24 protein-coding genes are annotated in these 23,310 nt (G+C 44.3%); 20 read left to right on the top strand and 4 right to left on the bottom strand.

What is annotated here, in order from left to right; all coding sequences use genetic code 11:
- Positions 1–18: 18 nt before the first annotated feature.
- On the bottom strand, positions 19–576 hold the full coding sequence (locus tag G5B60_RS06110) for a GTP pyrophosphokinase (protein WP_206225087.1): 558 nt from the start codon (positions 574–576) through the stop codon (positions 19–21).
- A gap of 455 nt (positions 577–1,031) precedes the next feature.
- Here G5B60_RS06110 and G5B60_RS06105 point away from each other — a divergent pair, with 455 nt between their 5' ends.
- The gene (locus tag G5B60_RS06105; protein WP_164683218.1) at positions 1,032–2,024 is read left to right on the top strand and encodes a lipoate--protein ligase; all 993 of its coding nucleotides are present in this window, start codon (positions 1,032–1,034) and stop codon (positions 2,022–2,024) included.
- A gap of 30 nt (positions 2,025–2,054) precedes the next feature.
- On the opposite strand, the gene G5B60_RS06100 is transcribed toward G5B60_RS06105, so the two are convergent.
- On the bottom strand, positions 2,055–2,246 hold the full coding sequence (locus G5B60_RS06100; RefSeq protein WP_164683217.1) for a hypothetical protein: 192 nt from the start codon (positions 2,244–2,246) through the stop codon (positions 2,055–2,057).
- A gap of 14 nt (positions 2,247–2,260) precedes the next feature.
- Between G5B60_RS06100 and G5B60_RS06095 the strand changes: the two genes are divergently transcribed.
- Positions 2,261–2,623 (top strand): HXXEE domain-containing protein, encoded by a 363-nt coding sequence (locus G5B60_RS06095; RefSeq protein ID WP_164683216.1) that lies wholly within the window; start codon positions 2,261–2,263, stop codon positions 2,621–2,623.
- A gap of 212 nt (positions 2,624–2,835) precedes the next feature.
- Here the strand turns inward: G5B60_RS06095 and gatD are convergent, their stop codons facing one another.
- Positions 2,836–3,621, bottom strand: coding sequence for a lipid II isoglutaminyl synthase subunit GatD (gene gatD / locus G5B60_RS06090; RefSeq protein WP_164683215.1), 786 nt, complete (start codon positions 3,619–3,621; stop codon positions 2,836–2,838).
- A complete protein-coding gene (gene murT / locus G5B60_RS06085; protein WP_164683214.1) occupies positions 3,621–4,964 on the bottom strand; it encodes a lipid II isoglutaminyl synthase subunit MurT in 1,344 nt (447 codons plus the stop codon). The genes gatD and murT overlap by 1 nt, the downstream gene beginning before the upstream one ends.
- A gap of 159 nt (positions 4,965–5,123) precedes the next feature.
- Between murT and cdaA the strand changes: the two genes are divergently transcribed.
- From cdaA to G5B60_RS05995, 18 genes are all read left to right on the top strand, one after another.
- Positions 5,124–5,972 carry a diadenylate cyclase CdaA gene (gene cdaA, locus G5B60_RS06080; RefSeq protein ID WP_115269293.1) on the top strand — a complete coding sequence of 283 codons (849 nt, stop codon included), beginning with the start codon at positions 5,124–5,126 and terminating at the stop codon, positions 5,970–5,972.
- Entirely contained in the window at positions 5,969–6,934 is a 966-nt protein-coding gene (locus G5B60_RS06075; RefSeq protein WP_164683213.1) for a CdaR family protein, read from the top strand. Before cdaA ends, G5B60_RS06075 begins: the two co-directional genes overlap by 4 nt.
- A 51-nt stretch (positions 6,935–6,985) precedes the next feature.
- Positions 6,986–8,338 (top strand): phosphoglucosamine mutase, encoded by a 1,353-nt coding sequence (gene glmM / locus G5B60_RS06070; RefSeq protein WP_164683212.1) that lies wholly within the window; start codon positions 6,986–6,988, stop codon positions 8,336–8,338.
- A gap of 44 nt (positions 8,339–8,382) precedes the next feature.
- Positions 8,383–8,970 carry a GNAT family N-acetyltransferase gene (locus tag G5B60_RS06065; protein ID WP_164683211.1) on the top strand — a complete coding sequence of 196 codons (588 nt, stop codon included), beginning with the start codon at positions 8,383–8,385 and terminating at the stop codon, positions 8,968–8,970.
- A gap of 41 nt (positions 8,971–9,011) precedes the next feature.
- Entirely contained in the window at positions 9,012–10,142 is a 1,131-nt protein-coding gene (gene hemW, locus G5B60_RS06060) for a radical SAM family heme chaperone HemW (protein WP_164683210.1), read from the top strand.
- A 3-nt stretch (positions 10,143–10,145) separates the two neighbouring features.
- Positions 10,146–10,877 carry an acyl-ACP thioesterase domain-containing protein gene (locus tag G5B60_RS06055; protein ID WP_164683209.1) on the top strand — a complete coding sequence of 244 codons (732 nt, stop codon included), beginning with the start codon at positions 10,146–10,148 and terminating at the stop codon, positions 10,875–10,877.
- A gap of 9 nt (positions 10,878–10,886) precedes the next feature.
- Positions 10,887–11,660: a TIGR01457 family HAD-type hydrolase gene (locus tag G5B60_RS06050; protein ID WP_164683208.1), complete on the top strand. Its 774-nt coding sequence runs from the start codon at positions 10,887–10,889 to the stop codon at positions 11,658–11,660.
- Positions 11,650–12,294: a TIGR01906 family membrane protein gene (locus G5B60_RS06045; RefSeq protein WP_164683207.1), complete on the top strand. Its 645-nt coding sequence runs from the start codon at positions 11,650–11,652 to the stop codon at positions 12,292–12,294. The genes G5B60_RS06050 and G5B60_RS06045 overlap by 11 nt, the downstream gene beginning before the upstream one ends.
- A 95-nt stretch (positions 12,295–12,389) precedes the next feature.
- Positions 12,390–12,554: a hypothetical protein gene (locus G5B60_RS06040; RefSeq protein WP_164683206.1), complete on the top strand. Its 165-nt coding sequence runs from the start codon at positions 12,390–12,392 to the stop codon at positions 12,552–12,554.
- Positions 12,555–12,696: 142 nt separating this feature from the next.
- Positions 12,697–13,113 (top strand): nucleoside-diphosphate kinase, encoded by a 417-nt coding sequence (ndk, locus tag G5B60_RS06035; RefSeq protein ID WP_164683205.1) that lies wholly within the window; start codon positions 12,697–12,699, stop codon positions 13,111–13,113.
- A 124-nt stretch (positions 13,114–13,237) separates the two neighbouring features.
- Positions 13,238–15,061, top strand: a complete 1,824-nt coding sequence (gene lepA, locus G5B60_RS06030) for a translation elongation factor 4 (RefSeq protein ID WP_164683204.1) — start codon at positions 13,238–13,240, stop codon at positions 15,059–15,061.
- Positions 15,062–15,180: 119 nt separating this feature from the next.
- Entirely contained in the window at positions 15,181–17,043 is a 1,863-nt protein-coding gene (locus tag G5B60_RS06025) for an AAA family ATPase (protein WP_164683203.1), read from the top strand.
- A gap of 86 nt (positions 17,044–17,129) precedes the next feature.
- Entirely contained in the window at positions 17,130–18,080 is a 951-nt protein-coding gene (locus G5B60_RS06020) for a helix-turn-helix transcriptional regulator (RefSeq protein ID WP_164683202.1), read from the top strand.
- Positions 18,081–18,155: 75 nt separating this feature from the next.
- A complete protein-coding gene (locus tag G5B60_RS06015; RefSeq protein ID WP_164683201.1) occupies positions 18,156–19,523 on the top strand; it encodes a DUF262 domain-containing protein in 1,368 nt (455 codons plus the stop codon).
- The gene (locus G5B60_RS06010) at positions 19,520–21,280 is read left to right on the top strand and encodes a DUF262 domain-containing protein (protein WP_164683200.1); all 1,761 of its coding nucleotides are present in this window, start codon (positions 19,520–19,522) and stop codon (positions 21,278–21,280) included. Before G5B60_RS06015 ends, G5B60_RS06010 begins: the two co-directional genes overlap by 4 nt.
- 56 nt (positions 21,281–21,336) lie before the next feature.
- Positions 21,337–22,035 (top strand): aspartate/glutamate racemase family protein, encoded by a 699-nt coding sequence (locus tag G5B60_RS06005; protein WP_164683199.1) that lies wholly within the window; start codon positions 21,337–21,339, stop codon positions 22,033–22,035.
- Between the two features lie 36 nt (positions 22,036–22,071).
- On the top strand, positions 22,072–22,722 hold the full coding sequence (locus G5B60_RS06000) for an HD domain-containing protein (protein WP_164683198.1): 651 nt from the start codon (positions 22,072–22,074) through the stop codon (positions 22,720–22,722).
- Between the two features lie 24 nt (positions 22,723–22,746).
- The gene (locus G5B60_RS05995; protein WP_164683197.1) at positions 22,747–23,214 is read left to right on the top strand and encodes a GNAT family N-acetyltransferase; all 468 of its coding nucleotides are present in this window, start codon (positions 22,747–22,749) and stop codon (positions 23,212–23,214) included.
- The last annotated feature ends 96 nt before the right edge of the window (positions 23,215–23,310 follow it).

Raw genomic sequence — 23,310 nt, 5'->3', positions numbered from 1 at the left:
TTTATTTTTATATGAAAGTCATTTTGAAGCAAGAGCTTGCTTATGACTTTCAATGTTTTGTTTAGCATCTTTTTCATCCCAAATCTGTAACTCCCAAGGAAAGTTACCATTAGGAGCGAAATAAGCATGAACACCAATATAACCGTCAGCGTCTTTCAAGTACCAATTATTAAGTTTGTAATTATCTGTCCAATCATCTATCTTGTTTAAGACAGCATTGACATCATGAGAATCAAGTATCACCCTCACCCCAAAAATGTCGTTTAAAATGGTGTTGACGGGATATTTTGTCTCTTTTTTCCTGTGGTAGTCGATTTTGTCTAAGATACTTTCAGATGTCTTGACTCTGTAATAAAAATTGATGTCTTTGATGTCAGCTTTATACAGATAATCATTGATAGATTCATGCAAATGTAAGCGATACGCCAAAATATGCTCTGTAGGAACTTTGCTAAATGTCCTAGAAAAATTGACTTTTTCAACTTTACTGGTCTCAAAATAATCTTTTGCGTATTGTTCATGTATCTTATTGATTTCAGCAACTAAGCGTTCGACTTTTTCAATCATTTTTGACATTATTTCTATTAGTAACTGCAGCGTTTACTTTGGTTGCTGACTGTTGTGAACGGGATATTTGCGCCCTTGTTTATGGTGCTTGTTTTGACGTTTTCGTCTTGTAATAGGTCTACTGTACGTGCTTTCATTGTTGTTACGGCTATTATCTCTACTAATCCAAAGATAAACTAAAAGGCAAAAAGCCAAAGTCAAAATGTATTTCATTATTGTACTCCCTCACCATTCATCATTGTTGGAATCCCAACTCTTCTATACTGTTGTTATATCAATTTTTGACAACAATAAAAAGCGTATTTTGTCTCTTTTCTAATGAACTTTGGATGGTGGTAAGGCTTTTTATGGTCTTGTCATTATATGGAGTTATATTATTTGGGCTGTGTGCGGCTTTATGCTATAATGAAAGCGGTTAGGTGTTGAAAAACATCTCAAAAACCTTTTAGAAAGAGTGCGTTTTTATGAAATATATCGTTAATAACAGTCATGACCCTGCTTATAATATCGCCCTTGAAGCTTACGCTTTTCGTGAGTTGACGGCGCTGGATGAGATTTTTATCCTTTGGATCAATGAACCTGCCATCATCATCGGCAAGCACCAAAACACCATTGAGGAGATTAACAAAGCTTTCACCGATGAGCACGGTATCCACGTGGTTCGTCGGCTGTCCGGTGGCGGTGCGGTTTACCATGATTTGAATAACCTCAACTACACCATCATTTCTAATAAATCCGACGAAGGAGCTTTTGATTTTAAGACCTTCTCAAAACCGGTCATTGATACGCTGGCAAATCTCGGTGTTAAGGCGGAGTTCACAGGGCGCAATGACCTTGAGATTGACGGCAAAAAGTTCTGTGGCAATGCGCAAGCCTACTATAAAGGGCGCATGATGCACCATGGTTGTCTCCTTTTTGACGTGGATATGTCTGTTCTTGGGCAAGCCCTCAAGGTGTCAAAAGACAAGATTGAGTCTAAAGGGGTCAAGTCAGTGCGTGCCCGTGTGACCAATATCGTTGACGAATTGCCAGAGAAAATCACAGTGCAGGAGTTCAGCGACGATTTGCTTAATCAGATGAAAAAAGAGTATCCTGATATGGATGAGTATGTCCTGACAGACGAGGACCTTGTCGCCATTCAAAAGATGCGTGATGAGCAGTTTGCGACATGGGATTGGACCTACGGGCAAGCGCCAGAATACACTATTGAGCGTAGCGTGCGCTACCCAGCTGGGAAAATCACGACCTATGCTGATGTGGAAAATTCCATCATCAAGTCGCTCAAGATTTACGGGGATTTCTTTGGCGTGCGTGGAGTTGAGGATATCGAGGAGCTCCTAAAAGGCGTGCGCTACGAATACAGCGATGTGCTGGCCAAGCTCAAAACCATCGACACTACCCAGTATTTCTCACGCATGACCACCGAAGAAGTAGCAAAAGCCATTGTCGAAGCTTAACGAAAAGCTCTCTACTTGTGTAGAGGGCTTTTAGAGTATATTGAGCTTTGCGACAAGTTCTGCGATGATAGCGGCGACTTCCTGTGAGGGGCGGTCGTAGTCTAGTGTGAGGTAGTATTGCAGCGTTCCAAAGATAGCGTTTGCCATAAAGTGGGCTTGGTAGTGTCGCTTGGCTCGAGTGAGCGGTTTGTCTGAAAGCATCAGCAAGCAAGCCTCAACCATTTGACTTTTTCTTTGTGATTTGGTGGCATCAGTTCGAGGAATACCGCCTGCCAGGAGGTGAGGCTGCTATTACCAATCTCGCCATGCAGCCAAGTGATGAAGGACCGAGCGACCGCTATCCGCTCAATCAAAACAATGCCATGCTCATCAATATCCTAGCTAGTCTTATCTTTTACTTTTTACCTGTTTTCTTTCCAAATGTCCTTTGGCTTAGCTTTGCGCCTGTAGTCTTTGGGCTCTTGCAGTTTGTCGGGCATGCTATCATCACTCCTAAGAAAATCGGCAACCGCTTTTACTCACCAGGTCTAGGCGCTGTCATTTTAGGGCATGTGCTTATCGCTTGTTATTGGTTCTACTATACCATAACAAAAGGATAGTTAACACTACTTGATGTCGTATTTGGTGTTGTTTATCTCATGCTCTTTGTGGCTGGCTTTATGATGAAAATAGGCTACGGGCTTCTAAAAAGCCCAACATCACCCTATCCATTTCCAAAAACTGAATTTGAACGTGGCGGCTATGCTGAGCGTATCAGACAGTTGCAGAAAAAATAACACACAAAAAAGCTTCCTTGTGGAAGCTTTTTTGTCTATTGAAATTCAGCTTTGCTTTTGACATCGCTGTATTCCTCAGGAGTTTCAGCAGAGAGGATGTCCTCGTAGCTGGGGAGTTTGATGTCCTTGCCGTATTTGTTTTTGAGAGCCGTTGTGACAAGGCGGTAGGCAAGATTAGCATTGCGTGAGAGGATAGGTCCGTGGAAATAAGAGCCAAAGACGTTTTTGTAGTGGACGCCCTCGCCGCCATCTTCCTTATTATTGCCATTGCCATAGACGACCTTGCCAAGTGGTTTTTCATCGTCTGAGAGGAAGGTGCGCCCTTGGTGATTTTCAAAACCATAGTAGGTCTCGTCAAACTCGTCGTTATGAATCTTGATGTCGCCGATGTAGCGGTTGTTTTGCTGGTTGAGGGTGTAGTGACCCATGACACCGATGCCATTGATTTTCTCGCCGTTAGCTTGAACATAGTATTGCCCGAGGAGCTGAAATCCACCACAGATAGCAAGGATAACGCCGTCATTTTGGATATAGCGCTCAATAGCGTCGTGTTTTTGAGGCAGGTCTTTTGCCACGATAGACTGCTCGTAGTCCTGACCACCTCCGAAAAAGACGAGATTGTAGGCAGCGTCGTCAAAGTCATCGCCTATAGACACGATGTCAACGGTCACGTGCGCTCCCAGTTTTTCAGCGACGTATTTCATCATGAGAATATTGCCATTGTCGCCGTAGGTATTCATGAGATTACCATAGAGATGGGCGATGCGTAAGCTGTAGGGAAAGTTCTTTTGAGCAGACGATTGTAGAGAAGTATAGGTCATTAGTTCATCTCCTTTTTCACAGCGTGGCGCTCAGCGAGCATCTCACGAAACTCCAGCATAGCAGTATAAGTCGCAAGGATATAAGCATGCTTGGTCTCTTGTTTTTCAATCATGGTCATAATATCTGCAAGCTTATCTGCCTGTCTAATCTTGTCCTCAGGATAGCCTGTGACACGTAGACGCCGTGCGATTTCCGAGTGTCTCACCCCACCTGCAAAAATCTCTGGAATATCCATATCTAAAATCGCCTCAAAATTGGCATCCCAAATCCAGCTGGTATCAATCCCGTCAGCGTAGTTGGCGTTGAGAAGCACCGAAAGAGTGAATGGATAAGGCGCAAGCTTAATCATGTCCAGTGCTTGAGAGGCACCGACAGGATTTTTGATGAGGACAAGGGTACAGCTCTTATCCCCAATGGTAAAGGTTTCCTGACGCCCAAAGACAGCACGGCTCTTGTCAAAACCAGCTTTTATCTGGCTAGGCTCCACCCCAAAGTACTCAGCAACAGCAACGGCAGCTAGGGCATTGTAGATATTGTAGAGACCACCGACGTTAATCTTGTAGTCTTGACCATCAATGACAAAGCGTGATGAAGTGTTTGTGATTTCGGTAAGCTCTGTAAGAGCGTAGTCCAGCTTTGGTCGCTCAAAGTCGCAGTTAAGACAAGTGTAGTCGCCTAGGTTTGCATAGGTATTGAGGCGGTAGTTGAGGATACTTTGGCAACGTGGGCAAAGCACACCCTCGGTGTTGTAGTGAGCGAGCTGTGGAGCAGTTTTTTCCGTGTCAAAACCGTAAAACTGTACAGGATTGACCACCTCCTTGGAGTTAAAGAGGGGGCTGTCACCATTTGCTAGAATAGTCGCTCTTGGAGCGTTAGCGGCACCGTCCAAAATCATCTGATAAGTCGTGTAAATCTCACCGTAGCGGTCCATCTGGTCACGAAAGATATTGGTAAAGACAAAAAGGCTTGGTGTGATGTACTTGGTGATTTTTGGCAGGCTCGCCTCGTCTATCTCAAGCACTGCAATTTTCTTGCCAGATTTGGCTTTTTTAGCGGTCAAAAAAGTCGAGACGATACCCGTTATCATATTGGCACCGCTCGGGTTAGTAGTGACCTCACCAAAGGCTTCCTTTAAAATACCGACGGTAAGCGCTGTGGTCAAGGTCTTGCCGTTAGTACCTGTCACGACCACAATCTCATAATCTTTAGCAATTGTATCCAAAATATCAGGGTCGCATTTGAGCGCTAGACGCCCAGGATAAGTAGAGCCACGTCCTAGCTTATTTAACACAAAATGCGCTGATTTCCCAGCTGTAATTCCCATAAAAGTCTTAAATTTCATATCCTCATTCTACCAAAAAATAATTTAAATGGATAGTTGAAACATTGCTTTTGATTTGTGGTATAATAAAAGTATTCCGCTTTTGGACTGTTTTTGCTTGAGTTTATGGAAAATTAAAAAAAGTGGAACAAAGTACAGTTAAGATTGTGAAGTAAATGAATGAACTTTTTAGAAATGTTTAATAATACCTTTTGGCAAAATCTGATTGAAAATCCTTGGCTGATTGTCATTCATGCCTTGGATATTGGGATTGTGACCTATCTCATCTATCGTTTGATTAAGGCGCTAGCTGGGACCAAGATTATGTCGCTTATTCAAGGGGTCATCCTCTTTGTGCTTCTACGTTTAGTGGCGGAGTGGATTGGGCTGACGACCATCACTTATTTGATGAATCAAGTCATCACTTACGGTGTTATCGCAGCTGTTGTGATTTTTGCGCCTGAGATTCGCACAGGTCTTGAAAAGTTTGGGCGCACCACGCAGGTTTTTCGCCAACGCCCGCAGCAAAGTAAGGACGAAAAGTTGGTGGACGCTCTCTTAAAAGCAGTAGCTTACATGAGCCCTCGTAAGATTGGCGCTTTGATTTCGATTGAGCAAACGCAAACGCTACAAGAATACATCGCAACAGGTATTCCGCTAGACGCAGACATCTCTAGTGAATTGCTCATCAATATTTTCATCCCCAATACACCGCTCCATGACGGAGCTGTCATCATTCGTGACGATAAGATTGCGACAGCCTGCTCTTACCTGCCTTTGACAGAGTCTATGGGGATTTCAAAAGAATTTGGAACACGCCACCGTGCCGCTATCGGTCTGTCTGAAAACTCAGACGCTCTGACAGTGGTCGTCTCTGAGGAAACAGGTGGTATCTCCATTGCGGTGCGTGGTGAGTTTATGCACGATTTGACCAAGGAAAACTTTGAGTCCGTCCTCAGAGCAGAGCTTATCCAAAACGATAAGACCGACATGACTTGGCTGCAAAAGATAATGGGGAGAAAGAAATGAGAAAAAAAATAGATTTTCTAAGCAATAAAGGCTGGCTCATCCTCATCTCCTTTTTTCTGGCGCTTTTGCTCTTTTTGACAGCGACGGTCAATACAACCAACAAGGTCGGCACGCAGATTTCAGGAGCGACGGAGACCTACACCCACACGCTAACCAATGTTCCGATTGACCTCAAGTATGACAATGACAAGTATTTTGTGAGCGGCTATTCCTATGAAGCAAAGGTCTATCTCAGCTCGGTCAATCGGGTTAAGCTGGATTCTGAGATTAACAGTGACACCCGTCAATTTAAGGTTGTTGCTGACTTATCCAATGTCAAGACAGGTACCCAAACCGTCAAGCTCAAAATCACCAATCTACCAAGCGATGTCACAGCTACCGTTGAGCCAAAGGCTATCTCGGTCACGATTGGCAAGAAAAAGACTAAAACCTTTGATGTGGTCAGCAATGTCCCTACTAGCCAAGTGGCAGAGGGATATGAGGTGACTAAAGTGGAGACCAGCCTCAAAACCGCTCAGGTCACAAGTGACGAGTCCATCATCAGTCGAATCGACCACGTGGAGGCAAGCCTACCAGAGGATGAAGTATTGACAGGTGATTACAGTGGCAAGGTCAATCTGCAGGCGGTTGCCAAGGACGGTACGGTGCTTGCAGGCATTATCAGCCCGTCAAAAGCAAAATTGAGTGTTTCTGTCACAAAACTCACCAAGCAAGTCCCTGTCAAGCTCAATCTGACAGGAACTATGAGCGATAGTCTTAGTAAGATTGACTACAAACTCAGCCAAGATACGGTGACGATTTCTGGTAGTAAGGAAGCGCTAGATGCGACTTCAGAGATTACAGCTAACCTTGATATCTCGCATATCACAAAGGATACCTCAAAGACCATCACCTTATCCGCAGATAAAGTGACCATCACACCAGCTCTAGTGACTGTTCAGTTGACAACCACTAAAAAATAGTAGATAATAGACAAGATTAGACATGGAGGAAGCGAAAACTCGCAAATTATTATGGGAAAATATTTTGGAACGGACGGTGTCCGTGGTGAAGCAAATGTTGAATTAACCCCTGAATTAGCCTTTAAACTAGGACGTTTTGGTGGCTACGTCCTTAGTCAGCATGAAAATGAACGTCCACGTGTCTTTGTTGGGCGTGACACACGTATCTCAGGTCAGCTTTTGGAGTCAGCCTTGGTCGCTGGGCTTTTGTCCGTTGGTATCGAGGTTTACCTGCTTGGTGTGGTGGCGACACCTGGTGTGTCTTACTTAGTTCGCACGGAAAAAGCGAGCGCTGGTGTCATGATTTCAGCTAGTCACAACCCAGCTCTTGACAATGGTATCAAGTTCTTTGGTGCAGACGGCTTTAAGCTGGATGATGAGCGTGAGTTTGAGATCGAAGAACTCTTAGACGCTGATGAGGATACACTCCCTAGACCATCAGCAGAAGGGCTTGGGACAGTTGTTGACTATCCAGAGGGCTTACGTAAGTACGTCAAGTTCCTAGTGTCTACAGGGATTGACCTAGACGGCATGCCGATTGCACTGGATATGGCAAATGGTGCTGCGTCTGCCTCTGCTCGTGATGTCTTTTTAGACCTTGGTGCAGACATCACTGTCATGGGTGACCAGCCAAATGGTCTCAACATCAATGACGGTGTGGGCTCAACCCATCCTGAAAATCTCCAAGAATTGGTCAAAAAATCCGATTGTCAAATGGGACTTGCCTTTGACGGCGATAGCGACCGCTTGATTGCTGTTGATGAAAATGGTGAGCTGGTTGATGGTGATAAAATCATGTACATCATCGGCAAATACCTCTCTCAAAAAGGGCAGTTGGCGAAAAACACCATTGTCACAACCGTCATGTCCAACCTTGGTTTCCACAAGGCGCTTGAGCGTGAAGGCATTGAAAAAGCCATTACCGCTGTTGGTGACCGCTATGTGGTTGAGGAAATGCGCAAGTTTGGCTACAATCTCGGTGGTGAGCAGTCAGGGCATGTCATCATCATGGACTACAACACCACAGGAGATGGGCAATTGACTGCCATTCAGCTGGCAAAAGTGGTCAAAGAAAGTGGTAAAACACTGTCAGAGCTTGCTGCTGAGGTGACTATTTACCCACAAAAACTGGTCAATATCCGTGTGGAAAACAGCATGAAGCACAATGCCATGGAAGTGCCAGCTATCGCAGACATTATCCATAAGATGGAGGATGAAATGGCGGGCAACGGTCGTATCTTGGTCCGTCCAAGTGGTACAGAGCCGCTCCTTCGTGTCATGGCAGAAGCGCCAACGCACGAGGAAGTAGACTATTACGTTGACACCATTGCAGATGTTGTCCGAAAAGAAATCGGTATTGAATAGATAAAAAGAGGTTGTACAACCTCTTTTTTAGAAGAAAGGTGAACATGGAGACGATAGAAGCATTTTCAGAGCGCTTTAGTGGGAAGGCTAAGAACATTTTGACGCAGATGATACCAGAGTACCAAGAACGCTACAGGGACTATGTCCACGAGACAGAAAATCCTGCAACGCAAAAGCGTCGTATCAAGTACCTGACCAAGTGCTTTTTGCGCTTGCTGGAGCAGCCTTACTTTTACATCCAGCCTTTGGCAAAGAAGCGAGCGCAGGAAGCTACTTGCTGGCAATACCCCACAAACTATCCTCTGTGTGATGAAGAGGAGCTCTCTCGTCTGCTCAGCACAATAGATGAACAGACTTTTGAGGTCATCTACAACGGTGCTTTTGTCGGACTGTGTCATTTTGATGTGACAGGCGATGAGCTTATGTTGCGCTTTGCACTGCGTCCAGACAGACTAGGACAAGGTCTCGGTGAGGGATTTTACCAAGCTATTGAAAGTTATGCTACAGAGTACTATGAGACTAAGAGACTTTGCATTTTGACGAGCGTTAACCTTTTACAGACTTTTATGGAAAAGCGAGGTTACCAGAAAGAAAGCGACAACCCCAAACTGATGAAAAGGCTAAGAGATTAAAAAGTCTCCCTTTTTATCCTTGAAAATGTTACAATAGTTTTATGTTTAAACAACCAACATCCGCTTATGTGCACATCCCTTTTTGCACACAAATTTGTTATTATTGTGATTTTTCAAAAGTTTTCATCAAAAATCAGCCTGTTGATGACTATCTGAGGGCGCTTATTGCTGAATGGGACAGCTATGGTATTAAAACACTAAAGACCCTCTATATCGGTGGTGGGACGCCAACTGCTATCAGCGCCGAGCAGCTGGCTTATCTCTTGGACAATTTGACCAAAAACCTAGATGTATCAAGTTTAGAGGAGTTCACCATCGAGGCAAATCCTGGGGACTTGACGGCGGATAAAATCGCTGTACTCAAAAACTCAGCTGTCAACCGAGTGTCGCTCGGTGTGCAGACCTTTAACGACCGTCATCTCAAGAAAATCGGGCGCAGCCACAATGAAGCACAGATCTATGAAAGTATCGACGCTCTCAAACAAGCAGGCTTTGACAATATCTCGATTGACTTGATTTATGCGCTTCCAGGGCAGACCATGGAGGATGTGCGTGACAATGTCCAAAAAGCGCTAGCACTTGACATTCCGCACCTGAGTCTCTACAGTCTCATCCTCGAACATCACACAGTTTTCATGAACCGCATGCGCAGAGGCAAATTAAATCTGCCGACCGAGGACTTGGAAGCGGAGATGTTTGACTACATCATCAACCAGCTGGAGCAAAGTGGCTTTGAGCACTACGAGATTTCAAACTTCACAAAGCCTGGCTTTGAGAGCCGCCACAACCTCATGTATTGGGACAATGCCGAGTATTATGGTGTGGGAGCAGGCGCTTCAGGTTATCTAAATGGCGTGCGCTATCGCAACCGAGGACCTATCCAGCACTACCTAAAAGGTGTCGCTAGTGGCAATGCAAGGCTGTCTGAGGAGGTCTTGACCTTAGATGAGAAGATGGAAGAAGAGCTCTTTTTGGGACTGAGAAAAAAAACAGGTGTCTCAACCGCACGCTTTGAGGAGAAGTTTGGGCTGTCCTTTTGGACACGCTATGGTCAAGTCGTTAAAGATCTTGAGCGTGACGGGCTTCTCATTGTGGAGAAGGACAATGTTCGCATGACGAAAAAGGGGTTGTTTTTAGGGGATACCGTTGCAGAAAAATTTATTTTGGAGTGAACTATGGGCTTATTATACAGTGAACCGTATCAAGTACCTTTTTATGAGACAGATGTCAATCATTATATGAAATTGCCGCAGCTCTTGTCGTTGGCTTTGCAGGTGTCTGGCAGGCATTCGCTACAACTCGGCGTCAGTGATGAGGCGATTTTTGAGCAGTATGGCTTGGTCTGGGTGATTACCGACTATCACTTGGACATCATCCGTCTGCCACGCTATGCTGAGAAGATTCGCATTGAGACCGAGGCTATTTCTTACAATCGTCTCTTTTGCTACCGCAATTTCTACATCTACGGTGAGGATGGCGACAAGATTATGACCATTTTTTCTGTCTTTGTCCTCATGGACTTTGAGACCAGAAAAGTGCACCCTGTCGTTGAGGATATTGTCAGCGTCTATGAAAGCGAGAAAATCAAAAAAGCCATCCGTGGACCACGCTACAAGGCGTTAGAAAACGCCAGCGACACGCTGTATCATGTGCGTTATTTTGACCTTGATATGAATGGGCATGTCAATAACAGCAAGTATCTGGAGTGGATGTTTGAGGTCGTTGACTTTGACTTTCTAAAGGGGCATGTGCCAAAGACCATTGACCTCAAGTATGTCAAGGAAATCCACTATGGCAGCGACATTGTCTCAAGAGTTGAGACGCTTGAGAATACAACCAAGCATGAAATCACAGCCGACGGTGCGGTGCATGCGCAAGCCATTATCGAATGGCAAGAAAAAGAGTAAGGAGTGACTATGACGTATCAGGGTTATTTGATTGATTTGGATGGGACGATTTATAAGGGCAGTGAGCGCATTCCTGCAGGTGAGCGCTTCATCGAGCGTTTGCAGGAGCGCAAGATTCCCTATATGCTAGTAACCAATAACACGACACGCACGCCAGAGATGATACAAAACATGCTGTCAAGTCAGTTTCATGTCAACACACCGCTTGAGACCATCTACACAGCCACTATGGCGACTGTGGACTATATGAATGACATGAACCGTGGCAAGACCGCCTATGTCATCGGCGCCGAAGGGCTAAAGTCAGCTATCTCTGCAGCTGGCTATGAGGAGGACACGGAAAATCCTGCCTATGTCGTTGTCGGGCTGGACTGGGAGGTCACTTATGAAAAGCTAGCCACAGCGACCCTTGCTATCCAAAAAGGAGCGGTCTTTATCGGGACCAACCCAGACCTCAATATTCCGACAGAACGTGGGCTTATGCCAGGTGCAGGCAGTCTTTTGGCGCTCCTTGAGGCAGCCACTCGAGTGAAGCCTATCATCATCGGAAAACCAGAAGCTGTCATCATGAATAAAGCCCTTGAGCACCTCGGTGTTGAGCGCTCCAAAGCCATTATGGTGGGTGACAACTACATGACCGACATCACAGCAGGTATTAAAAATGACATTGCTACCCTTTTGGTGCTGACTGGATTTACAACAAAAGAGGAGCTGCCAACGCTTCCTATCAAGCCGGACTTTGTCCTAGATAGCCTAGATGAGTGGAATTTTGATGAGAGATAAGTGGCTTTTTCCTTTTAGTGTCCTTTGGTTGCTGGCGCTCTGTGTGGTGGCGACCATCTACATTGCTTGGCTTGCCTACCCTTTTGAGATAGACTTTTTGCGCCTGACTGATGTCGTAGAGCTCAGTAAAGCGGATATCTGGCACAATTTCAACCAGCTCATGACCTATCTGACCAACCTATTTGCAGGGAAACTCACTATGGATGACTTTCCCTCGTCTGCTATGGGGCTCAAGCACTTTTTAGATGTCAAGCACCTATTTCACCTAGCGCAAGGAGTGGCACTGCTTTTTAGCCCTCTTGCGCTGGTCTTTTTCTACCGTCAGCTTAAGCACAAGAGCCTGTTCATCTATCAGAGAGCCTTTGTGATTTTGGCGATTTTGCCCTTGCTTTTTTTGCTAATGGCGGTGCTGGTAGGCTTTGACAGCTTTTTCACTTATTTTCATCAGCTGCTCTTTCCAGGAGATACAAGCTGGGTCTTTGATCCACTAGTCGACCCTGTCATCTACATCCTACCTGAGGATCTGTTTTTACATTGCTTTGTGGCCTTTTTCCTCCTCTATGAGTCGGTCTTTTTGGGGTTAGCGATGATAGCACGCTATCAGCTCAAGAAAAGGTTGGAAACAGCAACTTAGAAACCGCTTGCAAAATTACCTCTTATCTGCTATACTAAAGGTGTAGAAGATTGGTTTGACGTTAATCGTCCTTTTGTGCAAAAGGGGGTGTCGTTATGATGTTATATCTGATGTTGAGCCTTTTGGCTTTTGCACTACTTGCTGTTTTTCTCATTCCAGAGCTTATGGATTTGGTTGAGGAGATGCAGGCGTTTAAGAAGGCTGGATTCCCTTTTCATGACCAATTGTTAGAGATGATGGGCTTTACCCTTCGTCATTAAGGTGAAATAGCTGTGGCTCGCTTGTTGGGTTGCAGCTATTTTTAGCTTAATCTTGTGAAAATGAATGTTATGATTTTCAATTTTTTACATTTTTCACAGGATATGATAAAATAAGGTAACTAAAAAAAGAGGAGTGACGACTTTGAAACAAACGTTTTTTATCATCAAACCTGACGGTGTGAAAAGAGGGCTGGTTGGAGAGATTTTGACACGCATTGAGCGTCGTACCTTTACCATTGAACATTTAGAGGTGCGCATGGCGAGTGAGGAGCTTTTGCGCAAGCACTATGAGGACTTGGTTGACCGTCCGTTTTTCCCGCAGATTGTCGACTATATGACCAGCGGTCCTGTGGTGATTGGCGTTATTTCTGGCAATGACGTCATCCAAACATGGCGTACTATGATGGGCGCAACCAACCCTAAGGACGCTGTTTTAGGCAGTATCCGTGGAGACTTTGCCCAAGCACCAGCTGAAGGTGGCGCTACCTTTAACGTGGTTCACGGCTCAGACTCAAAAGAATCCGCAGAGCGTGAGATTGCCCTCTGGCTTGGAAAATAAGGAGAAAGGTCTAGCAAAGCTAGGCTTTTTTTGCTGAGAGATAAAGAAGTGGCTTTGTCTCTTTCTGTCTGTGGCGCTTTTTGGTATAATAGTAGGTAAGACTAGATTAGTATAGGAAGATGACATGAATATTGAAGAACTGAAACAACGACAGGAAAAAATCCGCAATTTTTCGATTATTGCCCATATTGATCACGGGAAGTCGACGCTGGCTGACCGTATCTTGGAGGCGACAGAGACCGTTTCTAGCCGTGAAATGCAGGCGCAGCTCCTTGACAGCATGGACTTGGAGCGTGAGCGAGGGATTACCATCAAGCTAAACGCCATCGAGCTTAACTACACATCAAAAGATGGCGAGACCTATATTTTCCACTTGATTGACACGCCAGGACACGTGGACTTTACCTATGAGGTATCTCGTTCGCTGGCTGCCTGCGAAGGTGCGATTTTGGTCGTTGACGCAGCGCAAGGAATCGAAGCGCAGACCTTAGCTAACGTCTATCTGGCACTAGACAATGACCTTGAAATTCTGCCGGTCATCAATAAAATCGACCTGCCTGCAGCTGACCCAGAGCGTGTGCGCACCGAGATTGAGGATGTGATTGGGCTGGACGCTTCAGAGGCAGTATTGGCTTCAGCCAAGGCTGGTATTGGGATTGAGGAGATTTTGGAGCAAATCGTTGAGAAAGTCCCAGCACCTGCTGGTGACTTGGAAGCACCGCTTCAAGCCCTTATCTTTGATTCGGTTTATGACGCTTATCGTGGGGTTATCCTGCAGGTGCGCATTGTCAACGGAATGGTCAAACCTGGGGACACCATTCAGCTCATGAGTAATGGCAAGACTTTTGACGTGACTGAGGTCGGTATTTTCACACCAAAGGCTGTTGGACGTGATTTCCTTGCGACAGGGGACGTTGGCTACATTGCAGCTTCTATCAAGACAGTGGCGGACACTCGTGTCGGAGATACCGTGACTCTGGCAAATAATCCAGCAGCAGAGCCACTGCACGGCTACAAGCAGATGAACCCAATGGTCTTTGCAGGGCTTTACCCAATCGAGTCCAACAAATACAACGACCTACGTGAAGCACTTGAGAAGTTGCAACTCAACGACGCTAGTCTTCAGTTTGAGCCAGAGACGTCGCAGGCTTTGGGCTTTGGTTTTCGCTGTGGTTTCTTGGGACTCCTTCACATGGACGTTATCCAAGAGCGCTTGGAGCGTGAGTTTAACATTGACCTCATCATGACAGCGCCGTCCGTAGTTTACCACGTGACGACAACAGACGGTGAAATGCTTGAAGTGTCTAACCCGAGCGAATTTCCAGACCCGACACGTGTCGACTACATCGAAGAGCCTTATGTCAAGGCGCAAATCATGGTCCCACAGGAGTTTGTCGGAGCGGTCATGGAGCTTTGTCAGCGTAAGCGTGGCGACTTTGTGACCATGGATTATATTGACGACAATCGTGTCAATGTCATCTACCAAATTCCTTTGGCTGAGATTGTTTTTGACTTCTTTGACAAGCTTAAAAGCTCTACTCGTGGCTACGCTAGCTTTGACTACGAGATTTCAGAGTATCGCAAGTCACAGCTGGTCAAGATGGATATTCTCCTCAATGGCGACAAGGTGGACGCCCTCAGCTTTATCGTGCACAAGGAATTTGCCTATGAGCGTGGGAAACTCATCGTTGAGAAACTCAAGAAAATCATCCCTCGTCAGCAGTTTGAAGTGCCTATCCAAGCTGCCATCGGTCAAAAAATCGTGGCACGTACAGACATCAAAGCCTTGCGTAAGAACGTCCTTGCCAAGTGTTATGGTGGTGACGTCTCTCGTAAACGTAAGCTCCTCGAAAAGCAAAAAGCAGGTAAAAAACGCATGAAAGCTATCGGCTCTGTCGAAGTCCCACAAGAAGCCTTCCTCAGCGTGCTTTCTATGGATGAAGAATAAACACGTAAAACCTTGAAGTCATTTCAAGGTTTTTATTTTTATTTTTATGATAAGGTGGACAGTATACGTCCGCTAGATGTTATAGACTAATCTTGTAGAAAACAAGAGAGGTGACACAAATGAACTATTATCATATCAAGCTAGATATAACTGGCGAAAAAAGGAAAACAGTAGATGAGGGTGCTGTTTTTGAGCAAGATTTCCTTTATTTTCAGACTAGTGAGGAGGACATGTACTTGGTATCCTCTAATGAGTGTAGTCAAGAGGACATCACAGAAAAGCTAAACAGTTTTGATTTTAAGCTAGAACATTATGCCTCTGTTTCTGAAGAAATATTTGTAAAAGAGGTCGGAAAGGATAAGCTGGGGATTTTTGGTTATTTTTTACTAAGTCAGAAGACGTTAGGAAAGTCTGCTCAGATGACTCCAAAGGATGACGTAGTAGCTGAATTGGATCAGATTATCTCGCTAACACCGTTTAAAAGTGAGGTGAGGTATTTACTAGCGGATATAGCTCGGCAAGAGAAAGCTTCAAGCGTTTCAGAAACACTAGCAAAAGAGCCTATCATTTGGATTTTCAATGGTAAGGAAGGTTCTGGAAGAAAATTTGCGATTTCATTTTTAGAGCGCCTATTTGGTTTATCTGCCATGATTTTAAACTTTAGACGCTATGGCTTTCCTGAGATAGGGGATAAGGAATTTCCTGTTATTTATGACACTTCAAGTATCGATACAAAGGATAAAATCGCATTTGCGGAGGCTTTGAAATCAAAAGAGAGTACAAGGTTTGGTATTGTTGTCGCACATTCTAGCGAGGAAGCACATCAATTAAAGCAAGAACTGAGTAGCAATTTTTATCAGATAACTATTGTTGATTTCCCAAGATATAGCAAAGAGGAACTGTACAAAATAGCAGATAGCATGTTACAAGAGAGAGCTATTCATATCCGACCAAGAGACCTGAAGGAACTTTTAGAAAATCGTTTCAAGGTCCAAAATGCCAAAGAAGTTCGTCAGCTAGTGCAAGAGCTCTATCACTTTGTAGTAGCTATTGACTATGAATATGATGAACAGAACTTTATCAATCTTTGCGACTTTCAAGAGGATAAGCCAAAAATATCGACATCTAAAGAAGCTTATAAAAAGTTGACAGAAATGGTAGGATTACACTCTGTCAAGGACTTGCTAGCGCAGCAGTTAGCTTATGCACGTATCATAGCTCTAAGGAAAGAGAATGATTTGGCTAGTGATGATAGCAATAATCATCTTGTTTTTTCGGGAAATCCCGGTACAGGAAAGACAGAAGTGGCACGACTGTATACAGAGATTTTGTTTGAACACCAGCTTATCAAAGACAATAAGTTGGTAGAGGTTGGGCGAGCTGACTTGATAGGAGAATATGTCGGACAGACCGCACCAAAGATAAGAAAGGCATTTGACGCTGCAAGCGGTGGTGTTCTTTTCATTGATGAAGCTTATAGTTTGACGCCACAAAATGAGCGTGATTTTGCTGTTGAGGCGATTCCTGCTCTTATCCAAGAAATGGAAAACAGACGAGATGAGGTGCTAGTGATATTTGCTGGTTATCCTGACTTGATGAGGGACTTTGTAAAAGCTAATCCCGGTTTGCAGTCTCGGATTTCACGAGAGATTGCTTTTAAAGACTATTCTATTTGTGAACTGTGTGACATCTTTTTGTTAATGGTCACAAAGAGAGACTACATCTGTACACCTGCTTGCAAGGACATTTTATCAGCCCATTTTTCAACGATAGTTCATCAGATAGACTTTGGCAATGGTCGCTATGTCCGAAAATTGTTAGAGCTAACTCTTTACCAGCAGGCAAAGAGGCTCATGGCAGGAGATATTAGCCGGTTAAGCAAGAAAGAGTTAAGAGAGATTAGAAAATCTGATATTGTCCATGCTATAAAAGAGATAGACTCTAAGAAAAAGTCCACGAGAGTCATTGGTTTTGGCAGGTAGAGTATATAAATGTAGTCCTTTGGCTAACTCACCATTGAAGAGTCCTTGTTTAGGATGATATAATAAAACTGAAATCGAGGTATACTATGAACGGTCAAGAACGATTATTAAGGATTTTTTTACGCTTGCAGGCGGGCGCTCATTTGTCCAAGCGTCAGTTGGCAGATGAGTTTGAGATTAGTGAAAAAATGATTCAACGAGATTTTGCACTCCTCTCTAGCTTTCTAGAGGAGCAGCCGACGATTGCAGCGGAGCTGGCTTATGATAGCAAGCACCACACACGGTATCTTAAGGGCAAGTCACTCTTTAACAAAAAGGATATTTTGGTTATTGCAAAGATTTTACTAGAAAATCGTGCTCTAAATGAGGCAGAAAATAAGGGGCTTATTGATAGCCTTTTAGCCTTGCTTTCTAAGGAAGAGCGTAAGGAAATCTCAAGCATTATCGCAAGTGAGCTACTGAACTATGCACCGCTGTCGGACAGGCAAAATCGGATTGACAAGATTTGGGACTGGTCAGAAGCTATCCGAAAGGAGCAAGTGCTAGAGATTACCTACAAAACGCCCTATCAAGAAAAGAAAGCGCATACTATTCTTCCGGTGTCGCTCTTTTACGACAGTCACTACTTTTACACTGTGGTCTATCACTTGAGGCATGAGTCCTACATGACCTTGCGCCTAGATAGGATAGAGGACTGGTCACTCTCTGAAGCGAAAAAGCCTAGCCTTTCTTATGGGAGGAAATTTCGTGATGGGGACATTCGCAATTTTCGAGTGGATTCCTTTATGGGAAAGGAAGTAACAGTCAAGGTTCGTTTTCGCTACGACCCCACCATCGTTTTAGATCAATTTCCCACCGCAAAAGTTTTGGAACAGACTGAGGAAGCAAACATTATCGAGTTTGTCAGCCAAGACACACCTGGGCTGAAACGTTGGCTACTCAGCCAAGCAGATGGACTTACTATTTTGTCTCCACAAAGTCTTGTGAGTGAGATAAGGGAGATTTTGCAAAAAATGGCAAAAAGCTATGAAGAATAGCTAAGCTGGACACATAACGTCCAACCTATCTGTTATCATAAACGTAGACATAAGGAAAATAAAAAGGAGAATAGCATGGAATCAAAAGAAGATGTGACTTTTTCTGCTAGGACGGTTGCCGAGATTTTACAGGACGAAAGGCTTACTATCCCGCCTTATCAGCGTCCCTACAAATGGCAACGCCACCATATCCGAAATCTCTTTTACGACATTAAGGAGATTGTGGAGGGTGAGAAGAACGATTATCAGCTGGGGTCTTTGATTTTACATCGGCATGAGGGAAATTTAGATATTGTTGATGGACAGCAACGTCTCATATCTATCTCGCTTTTCTTGCATGCTTTGGGGCGTTTAGAGGACTATAGAGGAGCGACCAATCTTTTAGCGAGACCTTACGGCGCGCTCAGTCGTCAGTACGCTAAGGAAAACACTCAAGAGTGGCAGCAGCTCATCGAGACAAATGGCAGACAAAAAGCGGACGAGATCTGTGATTTTCTGCTTTCTAAGTGCTCATTGTCTGTGATTAGCTTGCCAGAGAAGCGTTTGGGAGAAGCTTTCCAGCTCTTTGATTCGCAAAACAATCGTGGCAAGTCACTTGAGCCTCACGACCTGCTCAAAGCGTATCACTTGAGGAGTATCGACAAATCGTCTGAGAAGGCAGTTGAGAAAGCCGTTGAAAACTGGGAAAAGTTGGTGACAGATGAGAACTTACCGCTGAAAGACTTGTTTGATAGGCATTTGTTTCGCTTGCGTCGTTGGACAAGTGGTGAAACTGGTTTGACAAAAAGCGGACGTCGCAATTACCTGTCTTTCACAAACGCCTTTATTGATGATTTCAAGGGTGTTGACTTGAATAGGAACAATCAAGCCTATCCTTATCTGAGACTTTATTGCTTGCTGGAGGAAGCAGGCAGAGACTTCCCTCAGTCCTTGGTCATGCCTATCATCAATGGCAACTATTTCTTTGACTATGTCCAACATGCGCACGAGCAGTTTGCCAAGTTGATTAAGACTGATACACTTCTCGCATCAAAGTCGCAAGAAGGTGACGATGAAACAGTGTCAAGGCGTCTGCTTGACTTGGTTAGAGACAGTGAAGTCGCTGAACTTTTAAAACAAAAGGCTAGTAAATACGAGCGTCCTAAAAATCTTTTTTACAATATTTTGGCGCTGTTTATTGACCGCTTCGGTGAGGAAGCACTAGATAAGGAAGTCCTAGAAGTGCTTGCGACCTGGGCTTACTATCCTAGAAAAGCCAAGCGTATCATGGATTCAACCCTAGCCAACTATGCAGCAGGTGGGACATTTCAGAAAAAAGAAGTTCAAAAACTCTTTCAAGTGCTCAATCACTCGCTGACACCTAGTGATTTCTTACAGAAAATCAACAGAGATTATTTTGAAAATATCACTTTAAAAGATTTAATAAAGGAGATTAACACATGACAAAAGACCATCAAACCTTGCGCATCTGTGATTTATTTGCAGGCAACTATCATATTCCGCCTTATCAGAGAAATTTTGCTTGGACTTATAAGGAAATCGAGCAACTCATCCAAGACATCGAGGACTCTTGTAAGGACACTAAAGACCGCTATTATATCGGTACCTTGGTGGTGGATACGAAAAATAATATCATCGACGGTCAGCAAAGAAGCACAGCACTGACTCTTATTGCCTTGGCTTTGCAAAATGATTATGAGAAAGCCATTCTCAGTCACATCCCAATTAGCTTTCCTGCTAGAAAGGGCTCAAACGAGACGCTTCAAAAACTCTACAAGGGCGAGATTCCAGAGGAAGATGATGAGATTAAGCGAGGCTATCACGATGCCAAGGAAGGCTTGAAAAAAGTTGAAAACATTGAGCAGTTTACACAGTATCTGCTTCATCAGGTGTCTATCTTTCAGTCTATCTTGCCAGAGCACCTAGACCTCAATCTTTATTTTGAACGCTTTAACTCACGAGGCGAGCAGCTGGAAGCTCACGAGATTATCAAGGCGCAAATGATGGCAAAGCTAGAAGAAGACTATGCTCAAAACTTTGCCGAGATATGGGATGCCTGCTCAGAGCTAGAAATTCCAATCATCAAGAGTAAGAACGATGACAATGCTTCTCCGGCACAGAGTTCTTTTGAGAGTGACAGTAAGCTCTCTATTTTGGACGCCTTAAAAGAGGACCAAAATAGAGATGTGGTTGGTCGAGAGGAGAAGGCAGAATTCAGCAACTACACCCCAATTATCAATTTTGAAACACTTCTGCTCTACTGTATAGGTATCGTCAAAGGTGATGATGCCTCTAGTGTTCAGCTAGATGACAAGAAGTTGCTTCAGGTCTTTGATTTGAAGGATAAATCAAGCAGCTGGGTGATGGATTTTTTAGCTGAGCTCTTGTGTTTACGTCAGCTTTTTGACACTTATATTATCAAAAATGACAGAGACATATCGTCTAGTGGCGAGACGCATTGGGTTTTGAGGAAGAAAATAAAGATTGGTAATAAAAAACGGTCAATAGTGAATCTTTTTGAAGATTCACTCAACAAAAAGATTATCATGCTGCAGTCTATGTTTGCAGTGACGTTCACGGCTAATCGTGACAGCCGTTGGTTGTACGAGGTCATGCAGTTCCTGTACCAACATGATGACTGTGTCCTCGACCAAGAGGAGCTTGGTCAGCTCTTTGTGAACAAGCTAGAGAGTATGGCTATTGCCTATGCTAAGAAGTCTCGTATCTTTAGCGATGACGCTTGCACTAAAATCAGGTCTTACCAAGAAGTGCCTATCTATGCCTTTAACTTTGTGGATTACGTGCTTTGGGACAATCGTGAGGAACTTAAAGAACGTTTTTTTGACGCAGACAATTTTAGATTTACCTATCGCCGTTCCATTGAGCACTGGTATCCGCAGAATCCAGACAAAGAGTCCAAGCTAGAACGCTTGGATGATGAGACGCTTCACGCTTTTGGCAATCTCGCCATTACAACAGGCAGTCAAAACTCAAAATTCAGTAATCTAACTCCAGCGGCTAAGTACAATCAATGGGAAGAAATTTTCAACCGCCAAAGTCTGAAACTCCAATGGATGGCAAAAATCACAGACAGCAATGGTTGGGATAAAGACCAGATTGACAGGATGACAGTAGAGATAGAAGAGTTGGTGAGTGATTTTATCAATACCCACCAAAAGGGATGGCAGTTCTTGCATTGACAGTTGTAACCAATGAGCGTATAATACAATTACTTTATTTATTCTAGGAGGGCAGTATGGATCAGACAAAAGTCATCGGGCTCATCGGCGGGATGAGTTGGGAAAGTACGATAACCTATTATCAAGTCATCAATGAGACGGTCAAGGAAGCGCTAGGTGGCTTGCACTCGGCTAAAATTCTCCTCTACAGTGTGGATTTTGCGGAGATTGAGGCGTGTCAGTCTAGTGGCGACTGGGATAGGAGCGCAGCTATTTTGACAAAAGCCGCTAAAAACTTAGAGCAAGCTGGTGCTGATGTGATTGTCATTTGTACCAACACCATGCACAAGGTCGCCCCACAGATAGAAAAAGAGCTTACCATTCCCATTTTACACATTGCCGAGGCGACTGCAGATAGCCTGCTTAGCCAAGGTATTCAAAAGGTAGCGCTTCTAGGGACCAAGTACACTATGACCCAAGATTTTTACAAAGATGTGCTGACGCAAAAAGGCTTAGAGACTTTAGTACCAAATGCCACTGACATTGAACTGGTTAATGACGTCATTTATCAAGAACTTTGCTTGGGGCGTGTTTTGGAAAAGTCACGTGTAGAATATCAGCGTATTATCCAAGAGTTGAAAGACAGGGGAGCAGAAGCAGTTATCCTCGGCTGTACGGAGATTGGTCTCTTGATTAAGCCAGAAGATTCTAGCCTGCCTGTCTTTGACACGACCCTTATCCATGCCCAAAAAGCAGCTCAGTGGTCACTCACATAAACCGTTTTATGGTACAATAGAGACCGAGGTGAAAACATGCGTGATAAAAAGGATATCTTATTGGCGGCGGAAAAGTTAGCTTACGAGAGCTGTGAGGGTGACAGTAGTGGTCATGATTGGTGGCATATTGTGCGGGTGAGAAATCTTGCAGGCACGATTGCGCAAAAAGAAGGAGCAGATGTCTTTATCTGTGAGCTGGCTGCGCTTCTTCACGATGTGGCAGATGAAAAGTTGGTGCCTGACCCTAAAAAGAGAGAAGAAGAGCTTTATCTCTGGCTTCTTGAGCAGGGCTTAGCCGAAAAAGACTGCCAGCATGTGATGACTATCATCAAAACCATGTCCTTTAAGGGTGGCACTAACCCACCTATGACGACACTAGAGGGGCAGGTCGTTCAAGACGCTGATAGGCTGGATGCTATCGGTGCTATTGGGATTGCTCGGGTGTTTGCTTACTCGGGTGCTAAGGGTCGCCCGATTCACGACCCTAACAGGACAGCCAGAGAGCTACTTACCCTTCGTGACTACCGCAGTGGTCAAGATACCGCTATCATGCATTTTTACGAGAAATTGCTCAAGCTAAAAGACCTGATGAACACCGACTACGCTAAGACTTTAGCGCTTCATCGTCATCAGTTTTTAAAAGATTACCTCGGGGAATTTTTAGCAGAATGGGACGCCAAGTCCTAAAAAATCAAGAAGGGAACTGATATTATGCCGATTCGTCGTGCGACAAAAGAAGATATTCCAGCAGTTGAAGCCTTGCTGGCGCAGATTTTAGAACACCATCACAAGCTCCGTCCAGATATTTTTGAGGTAAAGGGCAGCAAGTTTACCACTGAAGAATTGACAGCGCTCATGGAGGATGACATGCGCCCTGTCTTTGTCTACGAGGGGGAAAACGGTGAGATTTTAGGGCATCTCTTTACAGTGATTGAGGAGGCAAAAGTACCAAAGAAACCGCATAAGACCTTGTTTATTGACGATTTGTGTGTGGATGAAAAGGCACGAGGGCAAAAGCTGGGCGAGCAGTTTTACCAGTTTGCGCTAGCCTTTGCCAAAGAGCAAGGCTGCTACAACATTACGCTAGATGTCTGGGAAGGAAACGACGGTGCTAAACGCTTTTACGAACGCCTAGGGCTAAAACCGCAAGAATACAAACTCGAGTACATCATCGACTAAGCGAAAACCCGCAAATGTACATTTGCGGGTTTTTGTCGAACAAGCACTTGTCTAAACTTGACAGCTATCACAAAAGTCGCTACAATAAAGGCAATT

The organism is Streptococcus hyointestinalis (assembly GCF_011039275.1).
In the GTDB taxonomy this organism is placed as follows: Bacteria; Bacillota; Bacilli; order Lactobacillales; family Streptococcaceae; genus Streptococcus; species Streptococcus hyointestinalis_A.
Note: the sequence above shows the minus strand (reverse complement) of the source record. Positions and strands in the feature narration are given on the sequence as shown.